General features: G+C 57.3%; 13 protein-coding genes. 3 read left to right on the forward strand and 10 right to left on the reverse strand.

The window, feature by feature from the left end:
• Nucleotides 1–27: 27 nt before the first annotated feature.
• The 9 genes from BAR1_RS10595 to BAR1_RS10635 all read right to left on the reverse strand — a co-directional run bounded on the left by BAR1_RS10595 (nt 28) and on the right by BAR1_RS10635 (nt 11,530).
• Complete coding sequence (locus BAR1_RS10595; protein WP_162891749.1) at nt 28–402, reverse strand: type II toxin-antitoxin system death-on-curing family toxin; 375 nt, start codon at nt 400–402, stop codon at nt 28–30.
• A complete protein-coding gene (locus BAR1_RS10600) occupies nt 399–851 on the reverse strand; it encodes a hypothetical protein (RefSeq protein ID WP_118942992.1) in 453 nt (150 codons plus the stop codon). The genes BAR1_RS10595 and BAR1_RS10600 overlap by 4 nt, the downstream gene beginning before the upstream one ends.
• A 13-nt stretch (nt 852–864) precedes the next feature.
• Nucleotides 865–2,844 (reverse strand): RNA polymerase sigma factor RpoD, encoded by a 1,980-nt coding sequence (gene rpoD, locus BAR1_RS10605; protein ID WP_118942993.1) that lies wholly within the window; start codon nt 2,842–2,844, stop codon nt 865–867.
• A 122-nt stretch (nt 2,845–2,966) separates the two neighbouring features.
• Entirely contained in the window at nt 2,967–4,901 is a 1,935-nt protein-coding gene (dnaG, locus tag BAR1_RS10610) for a DNA primase (RefSeq protein ID WP_118942994.1), read from the reverse strand.
• Between the two features lie 93 nt (nt 4,902–4,994).
• The gene (locus BAR1_RS10615) at nt 4,995–5,537 is read right to left on the reverse strand and encodes a sarcosine oxidase subunit gamma (RefSeq protein WP_228408535.1); all 543 of its coding nucleotides are present in this window, start codon (nt 5,535–5,537) and stop codon (nt 4,995–4,997) included.
• Nucleotides 5,530–8,463 (reverse strand): sarcosine oxidase subunit alpha family protein, encoded by a 2,934-nt coding sequence (locus BAR1_RS10620; RefSeq protein ID WP_118942995.1) that lies wholly within the window; start codon nt 8,461–8,463, stop codon nt 5,530–5,532. The genes BAR1_RS10615 and BAR1_RS10620 overlap by 8 nt, the downstream gene beginning before the upstream one ends.
• Entirely contained in the window at nt 8,453–8,725 is a 273-nt protein-coding gene (locus BAR1_RS10625) for a sarcosine oxidase subunit delta (protein WP_118942996.1), read from the reverse strand. The genes BAR1_RS10620 and BAR1_RS10625 overlap by 11 nt, the downstream gene beginning before the upstream one ends.
• Nucleotides 8,726–8,740: 15 nt before the next feature.
• Nucleotides 8,741–9,991 carry a sarcosine oxidase subunit beta family protein gene (locus BAR1_RS10630; RefSeq protein WP_118942997.1) on the reverse strand — a complete coding sequence of 417 codons (1,251 nt, stop codon included), beginning with the start codon at nt 9,989–9,991 and terminating at the stop codon, nt 8,741–8,743.
• A 108-nt stretch (nt 9,992–10,099) separates the two neighbouring features.
• Entirely contained in the window at nt 10,100–11,530 is a 1,431-nt protein-coding gene (locus BAR1_RS10635; protein ID WP_118944438.1) for a Glu/Leu/Phe/Val family dehydrogenase, read from the reverse strand.
• Nucleotides 11,531–11,895: 365 nt separating this feature from the next.
• Here BAR1_RS10635 and BAR1_RS10640 point away from each other — a divergent pair, with 365 nt between their 5' ends.
• Genes BAR1_RS10640 through BAR1_RS10650 form a run of 3 tightly spaced genes read left to right on the forward strand, consistent with a single transcriptional unit; the run spans nt 11,896 to nt 14,746 of the window.
• Entirely contained in the window at nt 11,896–13,614 is a 1,719-nt protein-coding gene (locus tag BAR1_RS10640) for a Tad domain-containing protein (RefSeq protein ID WP_118942998.1), read from the forward strand.
• Complete coding sequence (locus BAR1_RS10645) at nt 13,611–14,168, forward strand: TadE/TadG family type IV pilus assembly protein (RefSeq protein ID WP_118942999.1); 558 nt, start codon at nt 13,611–13,613, stop codon at nt 14,166–14,168. The genes BAR1_RS10640 and BAR1_RS10645 overlap by 4 nt, the downstream gene beginning before the upstream one ends.
• Before the next feature lie 8 nt (nt 14,169–14,176).
• Nucleotides 14,177–14,746 carry a TadE/TadG family type IV pilus assembly protein gene (locus tag BAR1_RS10650; protein WP_162891750.1) on the forward strand — a complete coding sequence of 190 codons (570 nt, stop codon included), beginning with the start codon at nt 14,177–14,179 and terminating at the stop codon, nt 14,744–14,746.
• A gap of 33 nt (nt 14,747–14,779) precedes the next feature.
• Here the strand turns inward: BAR1_RS10650 and BAR1_RS10655 are convergent, their stop codons facing one another.
• Nucleotides 14,780–15,268, reverse strand: a complete 489-nt coding sequence (locus tag BAR1_RS10655; RefSeq protein ID WP_118943001.1) for a hypothetical protein — start codon at nt 15,266–15,268, stop codon at nt 14,780–14,782.
• Between the last annotated feature and the right edge of the window lie 139 nt (nt 15,269–15,407).

Here is a 15,407-nt window from a genome sequence, read left to right on the forward strand (position 1 = left end):
TATATTTAATAGTTAGTGATACTCTTTTCAAACTCGTATCAGGCGATCTTTAAACCATTGATCTAATTCGTCTAATTCAATATTTCCTTCCGCGACACCCACAATAATGTCATCAAAATACTCTTCATTCTGCAAGCGCAAGGCATACCCACTACGGCGGATAAGCAGCTCAGTTACCAACAAAGCAGTCCGCTTGTTGCCATCAGTGAAACCATGATTTTGAACAAGGGCATGCATCAATGCAGCCGATTTACGCGAAATTTGCCGGCAGTACCCCGAGTAGGGCCGCCCAATCGCAGATTCTATTGAATCTAGGCTTACGATGCCAGCCAATCCACCATATTTTAGGGCTTCGTCATGCGCAGCCAACACGTCCGCAAGCGTAACTTGATAATGCCTCACCGATTCACCAAACGCTCCATAGCTTCGCGGTGCTCGAATGAAGATTCTTTTAGCGTTTTATCACTTTTCGGGCGCCGAGAAATTGAGTTCCAATTCGCAGCAACCAATCTTGCCACCAAATAAGAATAGTGTCCAATATTGTCGAGAGTTTTATCCTTTGAATAGTTGCCACCATGCCTTTCTGGTTCAACCGCCATTTCCGCGAATGAAATCATCCCCCCAAGTTTTTCACTGAAATAGGTATCTGAATCCGCCATGCTCATGGCAGGTCCATGTTGCTTTCGAAAACTAAATGCTTGTTCCAACGTTTCGCGGTGGAAACCCAACTCTTGAATAAGTCTGTCTCTTGCAGCGACACTCAAATTTTCTCTCGTAGCATCGTCTGCTATTTGACGCACCCGTTCAATTGCTCGCTCTGCAACCAACGAATACCCGTTCTGTTGTCTCATTACATCTCCTTCGCTACTGATCCAGAAAACTCCGCAACTTGCGCGACCGGCTAGGATGTTTCAGCTTGCGCAACGCCTTGGCCTCGATCTGCCGGATACGTTCCCGCGTCACGCTGAACTGCTGCCCCACCTCTTCCAGCGTGTGGTCCGTGTTCATACCGATGCCAAACCGCATCCGCAGCACCCGTTCCTCGCGCGGTGTCAATGACGACAACACCCGTGTGGTGGTTTCCTTCAGGTTTTCCTGAATGGCCGAATCCAGCGGTAGAACCGCGTTCTTGTCCTCGATGAAATCGCCCAGTTGCGAGTCTTCTTCATCCCCAATCGGGGTTTCCAGCGAAATCGGCTCTTTGGCGATCTTCATCACCTTGCGCACCTTCTCAAGCGGCATTTGCAGCTTCTCGGCCAATTCCTCGGGCGTGGGTTCGCGGCCGATCTCATGCAGCATCTGGCGACCGGTGCGCACCAGTTTGTTGATCGTTTCGATCATATGCACCGGAATACGGATGGTGCGGGCCTGATCGGCGATCGAACGGGTGATCGCCTGACGGATCCACCACGTTGCATAGGTGGAAAATTTATAGCCACGGCGATATTCGAATTTATCCACCGCCTTCATCAGGCCGATGTTACCTTCCTGAATAAGATCAAGGAATTGCAGACCACGGTTGGTGTATTTTTTGGCAATCGAGATCACCAGACGCAGGTTGGCCTCGACCATTTCTTTCTTGGCTTGCCGTGCCTCTTTTTCACCCTTTTGAACCTGCTGCACGATGCGGCGGAATTCGGGGATGTCCAAGCCAACATACTGCCCCACCTGCGCCATTTCGGCCCGCAGTTCTTCGATTTTCGGGGTCGAGCGTTCCAGCAGCGCCTGCCAGCCACGGCCGGTCTTTTCGCCCATCTGCTCCAGCCACATCGGATCCAGCTCGTGATCGCGGTAGGCCTCGATGAATTCGCGCCGGTTGATGCGGGCCTGATCGGCCAGTTTCACCATATTGCTGTCAATCGACATGATCTTGCGATTGACACCATAAAGCTGGTCAATCAGCGCTTCAATCCGGTTGTTGTGCAGGTGCAACTCGTTCACCAGCGTCACGATTTCCGAACGCAGCTTCTGGTAACTTGTCTCGGCCTTCTTCGAGAAACTCTCGTCCTCGTTCAAAGTGGCCGAAATCCGTGTGTCCTGCATTTCCGACAATTTGGCGTAATCACGCGCGATCAGGTCCAGCGTTTCCAGAACCCGTGGTTTAAGCGCGGCTTCCATCGCGGCCAGCGACATGTTGGCCTGTTCGTCCTCGTCATCATCGTCGTCGTCATCTGTGGCGATCGGATTACCATCGGCATCCAGTTCCTGGGCTGCCTCTTTCTTATCGGCGGGCGCGGCGCCGGCCACGGGGGCGACGACAGGTTCTTCTTCCTCTTCCTCGCCCATATGGTTGCCAAAGGTTGTTTCCAGATCAATCACATCGCGCAGCAGAATTTCCTCGGCCAGCAATTCGTCGCGCCAGATGGTAATCGCGTTAAAGGTCAGCGGGCTTTCGCACAGGCCCAGAATCATCGTGTTGCGCCCAGCCTCGATCCGCTTGGCAATCGCGATTTCGCCTTCGCGGCTCAGCAATTCAACGCTGCCCATTTCGCGCAGGTACATGCGCACAGGATCATCGGTGCGGTCCAGTTTTTCGCCGCCGGTAACGGTCAGGGCAATGTCTTTGGTGCCCGACGTGGTGGCCAGATCTGTCGACCCCTTATCCTCTTCCTCGTCGTCCTCGATGATGTTGATGCCCATTTCCGACAGCATCGACATCACATCCTCGATCTGCTCGCTTGATACCTGTTCAGGCGGCATAACCTTGTTCAACTGATCATAAGTAACGTAACCCCGTTCACGCCCGTCGGCGATCATCTTCTTGACGGCGGCCATGCCGGTATCGGCAATCTCGTCGTTGTCCTGATCGTTGGCTTTACGGGCGGTTGCTTCTTTCGCGGCCATCTACAAGGTCCTTTCAGGGACTGGGTGATTCGGTTTTTGTATGCTGAAACGAATCAACACGCCGAATCACTGATTCGCAACACGTTTACCCTGTTTTCTTTACCTGTTCCTTAGCAAAGCGTTCACTTTTTGGCTTTTGCACCACTGTTTTGTTCGATTTCCCCCAGAAGACGGGCAAAAGCGTTGCGTTCATCGCGGTCCATCTGGGCACCGCTGGGGGCGGTGTCGAACATCGCCTTGTCCTCGTTTTCGCTACGCACCGCCTTGTCGCGCGCCTCGGCGGCCTGTTTCAAACGCCATGTCAGACCTTCGTCCACCACCCCGCCGATGTCTTCGACAGCCTCTTCGATCTCGCGCAACACACCGCGTTTGGCGGCCAGTTTGGCCAGTTCCTCGGCCACACACATCGCGGCAACCTCGGCATCGCCGGGGTTGCGCACCGCCGGTGAAATCTGCACATGGCGCGGGGCCAGAACCGAGGCCAGCGCGGCACCCGCCTCGGTCTCGATCCGTGCGCGCAAATCCTCGTCTGCACCAAAGCGCAACAGACAATCCCGCAAATGGCGATGTTCGGGCGATGTGAAATCCAGCCGCTCCAGCTCGCCCTCGAAATCCGGCAGCACCCCGGGGTTCAGCACCAGCGTGGCCAGAATGACCGCCTCGCGCAAATGTTCCTCGGCCCCCTGCCCCGCACTGACCAGAAGCGAGGATTTCGTGCTGGGTTGCACCGGCGCGGGTTTATCCTTCCACGGCCCCTTTTTGCCACTGCGTTTTGGCGCGAACAGCTCCCAACGCATCTGCTTGATCGCTTCGCCGTAATGGCCGCGAATGGACGGATCCTTGATCTTGGCAATCGCCGCGCGCAGCTTTTTATCCAGCGCGGCCTTGCGCTCGGGGCTGTCGAACACGCCGCCCTCGACCTCGCGCCGCCACAGCAGTTGCACCATTGGCAAAGCGCCGTCCAGCAGGCGCTGCATCGCGCCCTTGCCTTGCTGTTTCAGCACATCGTCAGGGTCCAGCCCCTCGGGCATCAAGGCAAAGCGCAACGACTGCCCCGCCTCCAGCAACGGCAGCGCCAGATCAATCAGCCGCAACGCCGCCTGCAACCCCGCGCGGTCCCCGTCCAGCGCGATCACCGGTTCGGGCGACACCCGCCACATCATTTGCAACTGGCTTTCGGTAATCGCGGTGCCCAGCGGGGCGACGCAGGCGGCAAACCCCGCTTCGACCAGCGCGATCACGTCCATATACCCCTCGGCCACAATCAGCGGCGCGCCCTTGCCTGCGGCCTCGCGGGCGGGGCCGTGGTTATACAGGCTACGGCCCTTGTCGAACAATTCCGTTTCGGGCGAATTCAGATACTTGGCGTTGTCGGACGGGTCCATCGACCGTCCGCCAAAGGCAATCGAGCGCTTGCGGGCATCGCGGATCGGAAACATGATACGGTTGCGGAAAGTATCATAGGGCTTGCCGCCTTTTTGGCTGTCTTTGGCCAGCCCCGCCGCCATGATCAGATCGCCGGCAACACCTTTGCCTGTCAGATGGTCCCACAACCCCTGCCATCCATCTGGCGCAAAACCGATCTCCCAGCGATCCAGCGCCGCCTCGCTCAGACCCCGCCCCGCCAGATAATCCCGCGCCGCACCCGCCGCTGCGGTCTTCAGTTGCAAGCGGTAATACTGCACCGCCTGCTCCATCACCTCGGCCAGTTGCGTGCGCTTGTCCGCCTTGGCCTGCGCCGCCGGATCGCGCTTGGGCACGGGCATTCCGGCCTCGCGGGCGATGATCTCGACCGCTTCCATAAAGCCGACATTCTCGGTTTCCCGCACAAAGGAAATCGCGTCCCCCTTGGCATGGCAGCCAAAGCAGTAATAAAACCCTTTGCGGTCATCTACATGAAAACTGGCGGTTTTTTCCTGATGGAAGGGGCACGGCGCCCACATGTCGCCCTTGGCCTGATTGGATTTGCGACTGTCCCACATCACCTTGCGCCCGACAACATCAGACAGGCTGATGCGGGTGCGTAATTCATCAAGGAAACCGGGCGGCAGACTCATAGGCGTATTTACCCATTATCCGAACCCCGCCGCAAGGCGCTTGGTCCGTTTCATTACCGTTCTTCAAATATCCGCGCCGCAGGCAAGAATCTCTTACCGCACCGCCACCAACCGCATCGCGCTTTGCAATTCATCCACCAGCGTTTTCGCCATCGAACGCATCACCATGATCTGGAACACCTCGCCCCCGATGCGCGTGATCGACACATGCAAATGCTGCAACTGCGTACGTATGGTCTGCCCGCGTTTGAAATGGTCGGCGCGCATATCCACCGGCACCAGCCGTGCCAGCACGTCTTCGGCCTGCGTGCCCTCCAACCGCAACACCGCCCAGCCGTCCGACTGATCCACCACAGCGGCAAATTCCGACAATCGCGCATCCGGCGCAGGGCCAATCAGCATCGCCTGATCCAGCCCGAACCAGACAAGCCGCGCGCCTTCCTTGCCCGTGGACCGTCCGGCCGCCGGAAACGCCATCCCGTGCGCCGATTTCATCGCCGCCGACAAAGCCTTTTCCTGCGCCTTATAGGGCGAGATCAGGTGCATCGCCCCGGACGGCGCGGCAAAAATCCGGCAAGTGCCAGCCTCGACCGGCAACAGCCCCTCAAACACCGGTTTTTCCACCAGATCAACCACGGCACCGCCCCCCGTCAGGATCGTAAAACACCGGCGCGCAGACCACACAGGCCGTGCGCACACCGCGTAAATAATCAACCAGATCAATCACTTCCCCATGCCGCGCCGGTCCGTTCTGCAACATCGCCAGCGCAACCGGATGCCCAAGAGTCGGGGAAAAGGCAACGCTGGTGACAAAGCCCTGATCATTGTCCGAAACGGCATCCGCCCCCTGCATAAACAGATGCGCCCCCGCCGTCATCAGCTTGGCCGCCCCCGCCGGTTTCAGCCCGACCAGTTGTTCACGCAACGGCCCGCGCAAACCGGGCCGGTCTGCCATCACCTTGCCGATGCAATCCTTGTCGGGCGAAATCATCCGCTCCATCCCCAGATCAAACGCCGTGGCCCGCCCGTGGATTTCCGCATGGGTCAGAAACCCCTTCTCGATCCGCAGCACATTCAGCGCCTCGATGCCATAGGCCCCGCCGCCCAGCGCCTGCGCCCGCTCCAGCAGCAGATCGAACAGCGCCGCCCCAAACCGCGCGGGCACCGCGATCTCATAGGCATGTTCGCCGGAATAGGAGATACGGAACAACCGCGCATCCACCCCGCAGATCCGCACCCCGCCACAGGCCATGAAGGGGAAGCTGTCGTTATCAATCGGCGCCTCAAGCAGCCCGTTCAGCAGGTCGCGCGATTTTGGCCCCGCCACGGCAAATTGCGCCCATTGATCGGTGACCGAGCCGATCCGCACATCCCAATCCGGCCGCAACCCCTGCAACACAAACTCCATATGCCGCATCACCTGTGCTGCCGCCGCCGTGGTCGTGGTTACCACGAAATGCCGCCCCCCCAGCCGCGCGCAGGTGCCATCATCCATCACCATCCCGTCCTCGCGCAGCATCAGCCCGTAGCGCACGCGCCCGACTTTCAGCGACGACATCCGGTTGGTATAGATGAAATCCAGAAACCCCGCCGTATCCGGTCCCTGCACGTCGATCTTGCCAAGGGTGGACACATCGCACACCCCGACCGCGTTTCGCACCATCGCGACCTCGCGGTCACAGGCCTGCCGCCATGTCCTTTCCCCCTTGCGCGGGAACCAGGACGGGCGATACCACAGCCCCGCCTCGATCATCGGCGCGCCCAGTTCCAGTGATCTGTCATGGCTGGTCAGGAACCGCTCGGGCGCAAAGCCCTTGCCCGCGCCCGCACTGCCCGTGGCGGCAATCGGCACCGGCACATAGGGCGGGCGGAAGGTGGTGGTGCCGGTTGCGGCAATGCTGCGCCCCGTGGCAGCGGCCAGCACCGCCAGCGCACCGACATTGGAATTCTTGCCCTGATCCGGCGCCATACCTTGGGTGGTAAACCGCTTCATATGCTCGACCGAGGCCAGATTTTCCCGTGCCGAAAGCTCCACATCCTTGACGGTCACATCATTGGCAAAGTCCAGCCACGCCCGTTTGCGCCCCTTCACCTGCCACAACGGCGTGATGGCATATTCCACATCCTCCGCCACCGGCAGCGGCATAGATGGCGCCTTGATCCCCAGCGCCTTCAGCGCCTGTTTGGCGCGGAACACACCGGATTTCAGCGCGCCCTTGGTGCTGAATACGCCGCCAGCCGCGCCTGCCACATGCAGGCCGGCACAATTCTTTGGATCGGGCACAAAGGCATGGAGGTTGTCGTTCCACAGGGGCCGTCCGCCAAGATGGCAGGACAGGTGCAACGTCGGATTCCAACCACCTGACATCGCCAGACAATCCGCCTCGATCACTTCAACCCCGCTGGCGGTCTGCACATGCACTTCGCCCAGCGATTTGCGGCCACGGGTGTTGATCACCTGCGCGCCGGTGAACAGCGGGAACCCCCCCGTCACGGTCGCGTCCGCACGGCTGTCGATCAGGGCCACCACCTCGACACCTGCGTCATACAGATCATGCGCGGTGCGGTGGGCATCGTCATTGTTGCCAAACACTGCCACCTTTTGCCCTGCCGCCACGCCCCAGCGGTTCAGATAGGCGCGCACAGCCCCCGCCATCATCACCCCGGGCCTGTCGTTCATCGGAAAGGCCACGGGGCGTTCCAGCGCCCCCGTGGCCAGCACCGCCTGTTTTGCGGTGATCCGCCAGAAGGCCTCTAGCGGAGCCTCCGGCGCAGGGTTGGCCAGATGGGTTGTGACCCGTTCCAGCGCCCCGTAGGTGCCGCCGTCATAACCCCCCGTCACCGTGGTGCGCGGCATCAGGCGCACGTTGTCCATGGCGGCCAGTTCGTCCAGCACACGGGCAACCCAGATGTGCGCCGCCTCGCCGTCCAGTGGCTCGGTCTCGGCCAACAGGCGGCCACCCATGCGGCTGTCCTCATCCGCAAGGATCACATCCGCACCGGCCCGCGCCGCGGTCAACGCCGCCATCAAACCGGTCGGCCCCGCGCCGATCACCAGCAGATCGCAGAACGCATAGGCCTGTTCATACCGCGCCGTATCGGGTTCGCCCGACAACGCCCCCAGCCCCGCCGAGCGCCGGATGATCGGCTCGTAAACCCGCTGCCAAAAGGATCTCGGCCACATGAAGGTTTTGTAGTAGAACCCCGCCGACAGGAACCGCGAAAACAGATCGTTCCCCGCCATCACGTCGAAATCCAGCGAAGGCCAGCGGTTCTGGCTGAGCGCCTCCAGCCCCTCGTAAATTTCCTGCGTTGTGGCGCGCAGATTGGGCGTGGCACCGGCCCCCTGCCCGATTGTCACCAGCGCATTGGGTTCTTCGGACCCCGCCGTCAACACCCCGCGCGGGCGGTGGTATTTGAAGGAGCGGCCCATCAGGCGCACCCCGTTGGCCAACAGGGCCGAGGCCAGCGTGTCACCTGCAAACCCGTGGTAACGCTGCCCGTCAAAGGCAAAGGGCACCGTCACGCCACGGTCGATCAGACCCTTGCAGTCAATCCGCATAACTGCCCCCGTTTTTGGCCAGTGTGACGTTCAGGATTTCATGGGTCACCGTGTTGCGATGAACCAGTAGCCACGCGCCACAACCTGCCTCGTGCTGCCATAAATCGCGGGTTGGGCCGGCAGGGTTATCGCGGGTGTAAAGGTAGTCATCCCACGCATCAGGCCCCGCATCGGGCGCGGGGCGCATCAGGGCCACATCGGCGCCCTGATAATAGAATTCGCGCCGGTCGCGTTCACCGCACAAGGGGCATTTGATCCGCATCCCTACGCCCCCTTCCTAATGCAAATTATGCTGGGCACCGCTCCCCTCCTCGTCGATCAGATGGCCGGTTTTGAACCGCTCCAGCATGTATTTTTCCGCCGTCCGGTGCGGGTGACCGGTGGCGATCAGATGGGCAAAATCCCAGCCCGAACCCGGCACCGCCTTGAACCCGCCGTAACACCAGCCCGCGTTCAGGAACAGCCCGCCGATGTGGGTTTTGTCGATGATCGGCGAGCCATCGGGCGACATATCCATGATCCCGCCCCAAGACCGCAACACCCGCGCCTTGCCGATCATCGGCATCAGCGTCATTGCCGCCTGTGTGACCTGTTCGGCGCGGGGCAGATTGCCGCGTTGGGCGTAGGAGGCGTAGAAATCCATATCGCCGCCAAACACCAGACCGCCCTTGTCGGACTGGCTGATATAATAGTGGCCCATGCCGAAACTGATCACGGTGTCGATCACCGGCTTTAACCCTTCGGTGACAAAGGCCTGCAACAGGTGGCTTTCGATCGGCAGGCGCAGTCCGGCCATGGCCGCCACCTGTGAGGAGCGCCCCGCCACCACAATGCCGACCTTCTTCGCCCGAATGGCGCCGCGTGTGGTCTGAACCCCGCGCACGCGGCCATTTTCAACATCAATCCCCGTGACCTCGCAATTCTGGATCAGATCGACGCCCCGCTGGTCCGCCGCCCGCGCATAACCCCACGCCACAGCGTCATGCCGCGCGGTACCGCCGCGGGCGTGGTATAGGGCGCCATGTATGGGAAAACGGGCGTTGTCATAATCCAGATAAGGCAAACGTTTGCGCAAGGCGGTCTGATCCAGCAACAGGGCATCATCGCCCTGATTGACAATCGCATTGCCCGCACGGGCGAAATGGTCGCGCTGACCATCCGAATGGAACAGCCGGTAAACCCCGCGTTGCGACAACATCACGTTATAGTTCAGCTCCGCCGACAGCCCTTCCCACAGTTTTAGCGAATGGGAATAAAACTCGGAATTTCCGGGCAGCGAATAATCAGCCCGCACAATGGTGGTGTTGCGGCCGACATTGCCGCCACCAAGGTAGCCCTTTTCCAGCACAGCAATATTGGTCAGCCCGTGATTTTTCGCCAGATAATAAGCCGTGGACAACCCATGCCCGCCGCCGCCGATCAGGATGATGTCATATTCGGGTTTGGGTTCGGGGTTGCGCCACTGGGGTTTCCAGCCCTTGTTGCCGGTCAAACCCTGCCGCAACACCTGCCAACCCGAAAACCGCATGACCACTCCCGAAACAAATTCATAGGTACTCAAGCAATTTCGCGGCGGGTTTTCAATGGCAAGCGGCAGAAAAACCGCCGCTTGCCGGTATTATTCGGACCAGACGCCCTACAGCCCCTTGGCCTCGTAGGATTTTGCCACACGATCAATCGCTACAATATAGGCCGCCGTGCGCAGATCCTCGACATCATCGCGCGCATGCCAGATTTCGCGCATCGACTGGTAGGCCGCCCGCATCGTATCATCCAGACCCGAGCGCACCAGCTCCAGCTCGTCCGCGCCTTTCAGGTATTTCTTTTTGAAGTCCGGACGCATCGACCACGCATCACCCAGATACCGGTCCAGCCGCTCCAGCTCTCCGACGATCAACTGGTGGCGTGCCTCTTCCTGTCGGCGGCCAAGGCGGCCAAAACGGATGTGGCTCAGGTTCTTTACCCATTCGAAATAGGAAACCGTCACACCGCCCGCATTGGCATACATGTCGGGAATGATCACTGTGCCCTTTTCGCGCAGAACCTCGTCGGCACCGGCGGTGATCGGGCCGTTTGCGGCCTCGATGATCAGTGGCGCTTTGATATTTGCGGCGTTGCCAAGGTTGATCACCGCCTCAAGCGCGGCAGGGATAAGGATATCGCAGTCCTGCTCCAGCAATTTGGCTCCGTCTTCATCGAAATGCGTGTCCATGAACCCTTTCAGACCGCCATGTTTGGCCAACCAGTGGTGGATTGCCTCGACATCCAGCCCATCCGGATCATAAAGCGAGCCATCACGTTCGATAATGCCAACAATGACCGCGCCGTCCTCTTCCGAAAGGAATTTTGCCGCGTGATAGCCCACATTGCCCAAGCCCTGAACGATAATCCGCTTGCCTTCCAGCGTGCCTTCAAACCCGGCCATGGCAATATCTTCTGGATGGCGGAAAAACTCGCGCAGGGCGTATTGCACGCCGCGCCCCGTGGCCTCGACACGGCCTGCAATCCCGCCAGCGTGCAAAGGCTTGCCGGTCACACAGGCGCGCGCATTGATGTCGGTTGTGTTCATCCGCGCATACTGGTCCGCAATCCACGCCATTTCACGTTCGCCCGTGCCCATATCCGGGGCCGGTACGTTCTGGCTGGGATTGATCAGATCGCGCTTGGCCAGTTCATAGGCAAAGCGGCGTGTAATCGTTTCCAGTTCCTTTTCGTTGTATTCGCGCGGGTCGATCCGCAAACCGCCCTTTGATCCGCCGAAAGGTGCTTCGACCAATGCGCATTTATACGTCATCAACGCCCCCAGTGCCTCGACCTCGTCCTGATTGACACTCAGGGCGTAACGGATACCCCCTTTGACCGGCTCCATATGTTCGGAATGGACCGAGCGATAACCGGTGAATGTCTTGATTTCGCCGCGCAATCTGACGCCAAAGCGCACCGTGTAGGTGGCGTTCACCACACGGATTTTCTCTTCCAACCCCGGGGCCAAATCCATAAGCGCGACGGCACGATTAAACATCATATCGACGGATTCACGGAAACTGGGTTCGTTTATTGCGGACATTTTGCTCTCCATAAATGTGGAATGCGGCGGAATCGCGCACCCTTTGCAATATTTTGACCCTAATCCTGTTTCCAAAAACATTACACCGGATTTTTCGAATCGTTTTCGCCGAAAGAATCGGTCATCCGAAATAGGGATTTGCCGATGATTGCTGAAAAATAGCCCATATCCACAACCATTAGGGCAGATATCGAAACAGTTCTCGCGTATAACCCGCTGCTATGAATAAATAATTGCATCTTTCTTAATTAACCGACACAATATGCCCTAATTTTGCCACATCGCGCTTATTATATGTCCCCGCGCGTGGTGTGTTGCGTGTGTATGAGTGTCGTCTGGAGCGATGCTCGGGAAAGGGTTAAGTTATGAAAACTAGATTGCAGTCCTCGACCGAGGATAAAAAAGCGCCTTTTGGAAGCGCCCCCCATGGGCGGGTAGCATCATTCCTGAAACCGTTTCAAAAGTTTCGAAAAGATGAAGAAGGTGCGATTGTCATCTTCTCTCTATTCATGTTTGCGATGATGCTGATGATTGGCGGCCTGGCTGTTGACGTCATGCGCGCCGAATACCAACGCACCAAAATCCAGTACACCGCCGACCGCTGCGCCCTGAGCGCCTCCGGCCTGAGCCAGCAGCTCCCGGCCGCAGAGGTGGTTACCGATTGTTTCCAGAAGGCAGGTCTAGGCTGGCTGAACCCGACGGTTATTGTTGATCAAGCCCAGAACAGCAAGAGAGTCTCTATCCAGTTACCCGACCCAAAGATCAAGACCATTTTCCTGGCGGTTGATTGGTCAAAGATTTTCAAAGTTGGTAGCGGCAGCTCCGTTGAATATCTGACTACACCGGCAGCTGCGGCAGCAGTCGATGGCGTGCAGAAGGTTGAAGTTTCACTGGTGCTCGACGTGTCGGGGTCCATGGGTAATCCATCTGCATCAGGTCGCGACAAGATCGAGGACTTGCAGATTGCTGCGAAACAGTTTGTCGATGCGCTTCTGTTAGACGCCCCACACGAGGACACCTACTCGATTTCGATTGTGCCTTATTCCTATCAGGTAAGGGCAGGTGAGCCGCTATTAAGCAATATGAACGTCTCAAGCGAGCATACCTATTCAAGTTGCGTGGATTGGACGACATCCGAATATAACACAACCGAGGTTAATCAATCTGTTGAACTGCGGCGTGCCGGTTTTATCGCCGTGCGTGACTATTCCCGTCATCGCTACCAAAATTTAGCTCTTGATCATTGGTTGTTTAGCTGCCCATCTGGCGCAGGCAACGCCAATCGCCAAATCCTTCCGTTATCCGGCGACAGAACTGCCCTGCGGGATTATATTGACGCCCTAAAGCCAAAGGGCAACACCTCGACCGAAATGGGGATCAAATGGGGGGCTGCCTTGCTTGACCCAAGCATGCGGACCGTTGTCGATGATATGATCACCGATGGAACAGTTGACCCGATGTTCTCGGGGCGCCCGAACACCTATGGTGAAGATGGTATTCTGAAAGTCATCGTTGCCATGACGGATGGTGCCAATACCTATAGCTATGAATTGCTGGATCCCTACCGTACGGGCATGTCCAATGTCTGGCGTGAAGACACGTCAGGTACCGACAGCCGGATCAGGTACTGGGTTTACAATCCCAGTCACAGCGGAAGCAATAAATATCGGTATTTGAAATACTCTACAGGTGGTAGCCTAAAAGTGGCTCAATGGGTATCAGCCCCCAGCACGGATGCTGAACATCTGTCGATGGCAAAACTGTGGCGCGTTGCATCAACATATTTTGTCGCGGACCGGTTGCAGTATAAAGCGGATCTAAGCAGATACGATTGGGGTGATGGATCATATCGCAAATACGGTCCAACCGCAAAAGACCAAAGGATGGCCGCGATTTGTTCCGCTGCAAAGTCGAACAATATCCTGCTCTATACCATTGGATTTGAAGTATCGGATTCGAATGCCCTGAAACTGCAAAACTGTGCAACAACAGCCGCGCATTTCTTCCGGGTGGACGGTGTTGATATCGCTGATGCATTTGCTGAAATCGCGGCTCAGTTGAAAAGCTTGAGACTGGTAAAATGACACATATGTTACGCAACTTGCGGCGTCATGCACGACGCCTGCGGGATAGCGAGAGCGGGAATGCAACGATCCAGTTTGCAATCATGTTCCCGATTTTCCTGACGCTGTTTCTGTCATCTTTCGAGTTTGGCATTCTGATGCTGCGGCAAACATTTCTGGAACGGTCTGTTGATTCAGTGGTCCGGGAATTGCGGTTGGGACAGCTTACCAATCCCACGCATGAAACGATCCGCACTGAAATCTGTGATCGCGCCCCGATTCTGCCGGATTGCATGGAAACCCTGATGGTCGAACTGCGTGTCGTCAGCACTGTGACCTGGACCCCGTTGGCAACCGATGTCGTCTGTAAAGACAAGAGCATTGATATCAATGTTACTCCGCCTAGCCCGGGTTTTGTAAATACTGGCAATGCTAATGAAATGGTTCTGGTCCGTGCATGTTCTGTATTCCAGCCGATCTTTCCGACAACACAATTAGGAATGAGCCTGAAACGAACCGATCTTGGCGGTTATGCTTTGGTGGCCAATTCTGCATTTGTGAACGAACCGAGGTGAGGATGCAAATGTCATACCTAACAGACAAAGCCCGCAATTTCTGGGATGACGAAGCCGGAACAGCCGTCATTGAAACGGCCATCATCTTTCCAATGCTGATGACAACACTTGTTGCGATGAGCGTCTATTTTAACGCGTTCCGTGTCAAAAGCGTTAACCTGAAAGCTGCATACACAATCAGCGATATGGCTTCTCGCGTCGTTCCCATTCTGACGCCGGAATTTGTTGATGGATTGGGAACCATGTACCAGTTCCTGAGTGGCAGCAGTAACCCCACATGGATCCGTCTTACATTGGTCCGGTTTAAAGACAACGACCCAGCGATTACATCGGATGACCAATATATCATCGAATATTCCTACGGCACCAATGGCCAGCCAGGCCATACAAACGCAACTCTGGTTGATATTAAAGACAAAATTCCAAAGATGGTGGACGGTGATACCACGTATGTCATGGAAACCCATATGCGGTTTATACCGATGTTCAATATTGGCTTGAATGAATATGATCTGGACCATGTAATCATGACACGTCCACGGTCGGTTCCGGCATGTTGGCAAACCTGCATTAACTAACCTTAAAGGCGCCGGATATTTCCAGCGCCTTTTTTATTGGTGATTATTTTCTTTTTCAGCGAGCATAGCCGCCAGAATTTCCGACATGTATTTGGCCTGCGACGCCGCCGTGACCCCGCCAACGCCAACCCGTTTGCCAAAGCGCCACCAGATGCCCGGTGCCCATGCCTTTTCCTGTGATATTTTGGTGAGAACAGAAAACCCGTTGGATGGCTTTAGCGAGAATGATCCCCGCACAACCCCTGTCATATCCTCGACCCGAACCAGAACCCGCCCGTTGGTGGTGCGCAATTCGTCCCGTGTCAGCACCACGCCGTGCAGCGTTGCCCGCCGCATCAGTTCGGCCATCCACAAGACCAGTCCCCCCAAGGCTAGCAATATAAACCGCCATGCCAATGACGCAGGCGGCGTGGCCAGTGCGATATAGACCAACAGCCCCCCCAACAACGCCAACATCGCCAATCCGGCATAGCGGCGGGGGGTTGACGGCATAACCGTGGCCAGAATTTCGCTGTCAGTCATTCAAAGGCTCCTTGGCAAAGACTGCGCCCGATCTATCCGGTTCCACCACAAAGATCGAGAGGGTTCGGTAGGAAAGCTTGTTTCGGGGAGACACATGGGTAAAAAGCGGCTGGTTTTTCACATGTAAAATGCCGGTATC

The sequence above is a fragment of the Profundibacter amoris genome (genome assembly GCF_003544895.1).
Lineage (GTDB): Bacteria > Pseudomonadota > Alphaproteobacteria > Rhodobacterales > Rhodobacteraceae > Profundibacter > Profundibacter amoris.

Coding starts and splice junctions, on each gene's coding strand:
- rpoD (WP_118942993.1), bottom strand. CDS start 2,844: ATGGCCGCGAAAGAAGCAACCGCCCGTAAAGCCAACGATCAGGACAAC.
- BAR1_RS10635 (WP_118944438.1), bottom strand. CDS start 11,530: ATGTCCGCAATAAACGAACCCAGTTTCCGTGAATCCGTCGATATGATG.
- BAR1_RS10645 (WP_118942999.1), top strand. CDS start 13,611: ATGACACATATGTTACGCAACTTGCGGCGTCATGCACGACGCCTGCGG.
- BAR1_RS10655 (WP_118943001.1), bottom strand. CDS start 15,268: ATGACTGACAGCGAAATTCTGGCCACGGTTATGCCGTCAACCCCCCGC.
- BAR1_RS10600 (WP_118942992.1), bottom strand. CDS start 851: ATGAGACAACAGAACGGGTATTCGTTGGTTGCAGAGCGAGCAATTGAA.
- BAR1_RS10620 (WP_118942995.1), bottom strand. CDS start 8,463: ATGCGGATTGACTGCAAGGGTCTGATCGACCGTGGCGTGACGGTGCCC.
- BAR1_RS10625 (WP_118942996.1), bottom strand. CDS start 8,725: ATGCGGATCAAATGCCCCTTGTGCGGTGAACGCGACCGGCGCGAATTC.
- BAR1_RS10640 (WP_118942998.1), top strand. CDS start 11,896: ATGAAAACTAGATTGCAGTCCTCGACCGAGGATAAAAAAGCGCCTTTT.
- BAR1_RS10650 (WP_162891750.1), top strand. CDS start 14,177: ATGTCATACCTAACAGACAAAGCCCGCAATTTCTGGGATGACGAAGCC.
- dnaG (WP_118942994.1), bottom strand. CDS start 4,901: ATGAGTCTGCCGCCCGGTTTCCTTGATGAATTACGCACCCGCATCAGC.
- BAR1_RS10630 (WP_118942997.1), bottom strand. CDS start 9,991: ATGCGGTTTTCGGGTTGGCAGGTGTTGCGGCAGGGTTTGACCGGCAAC.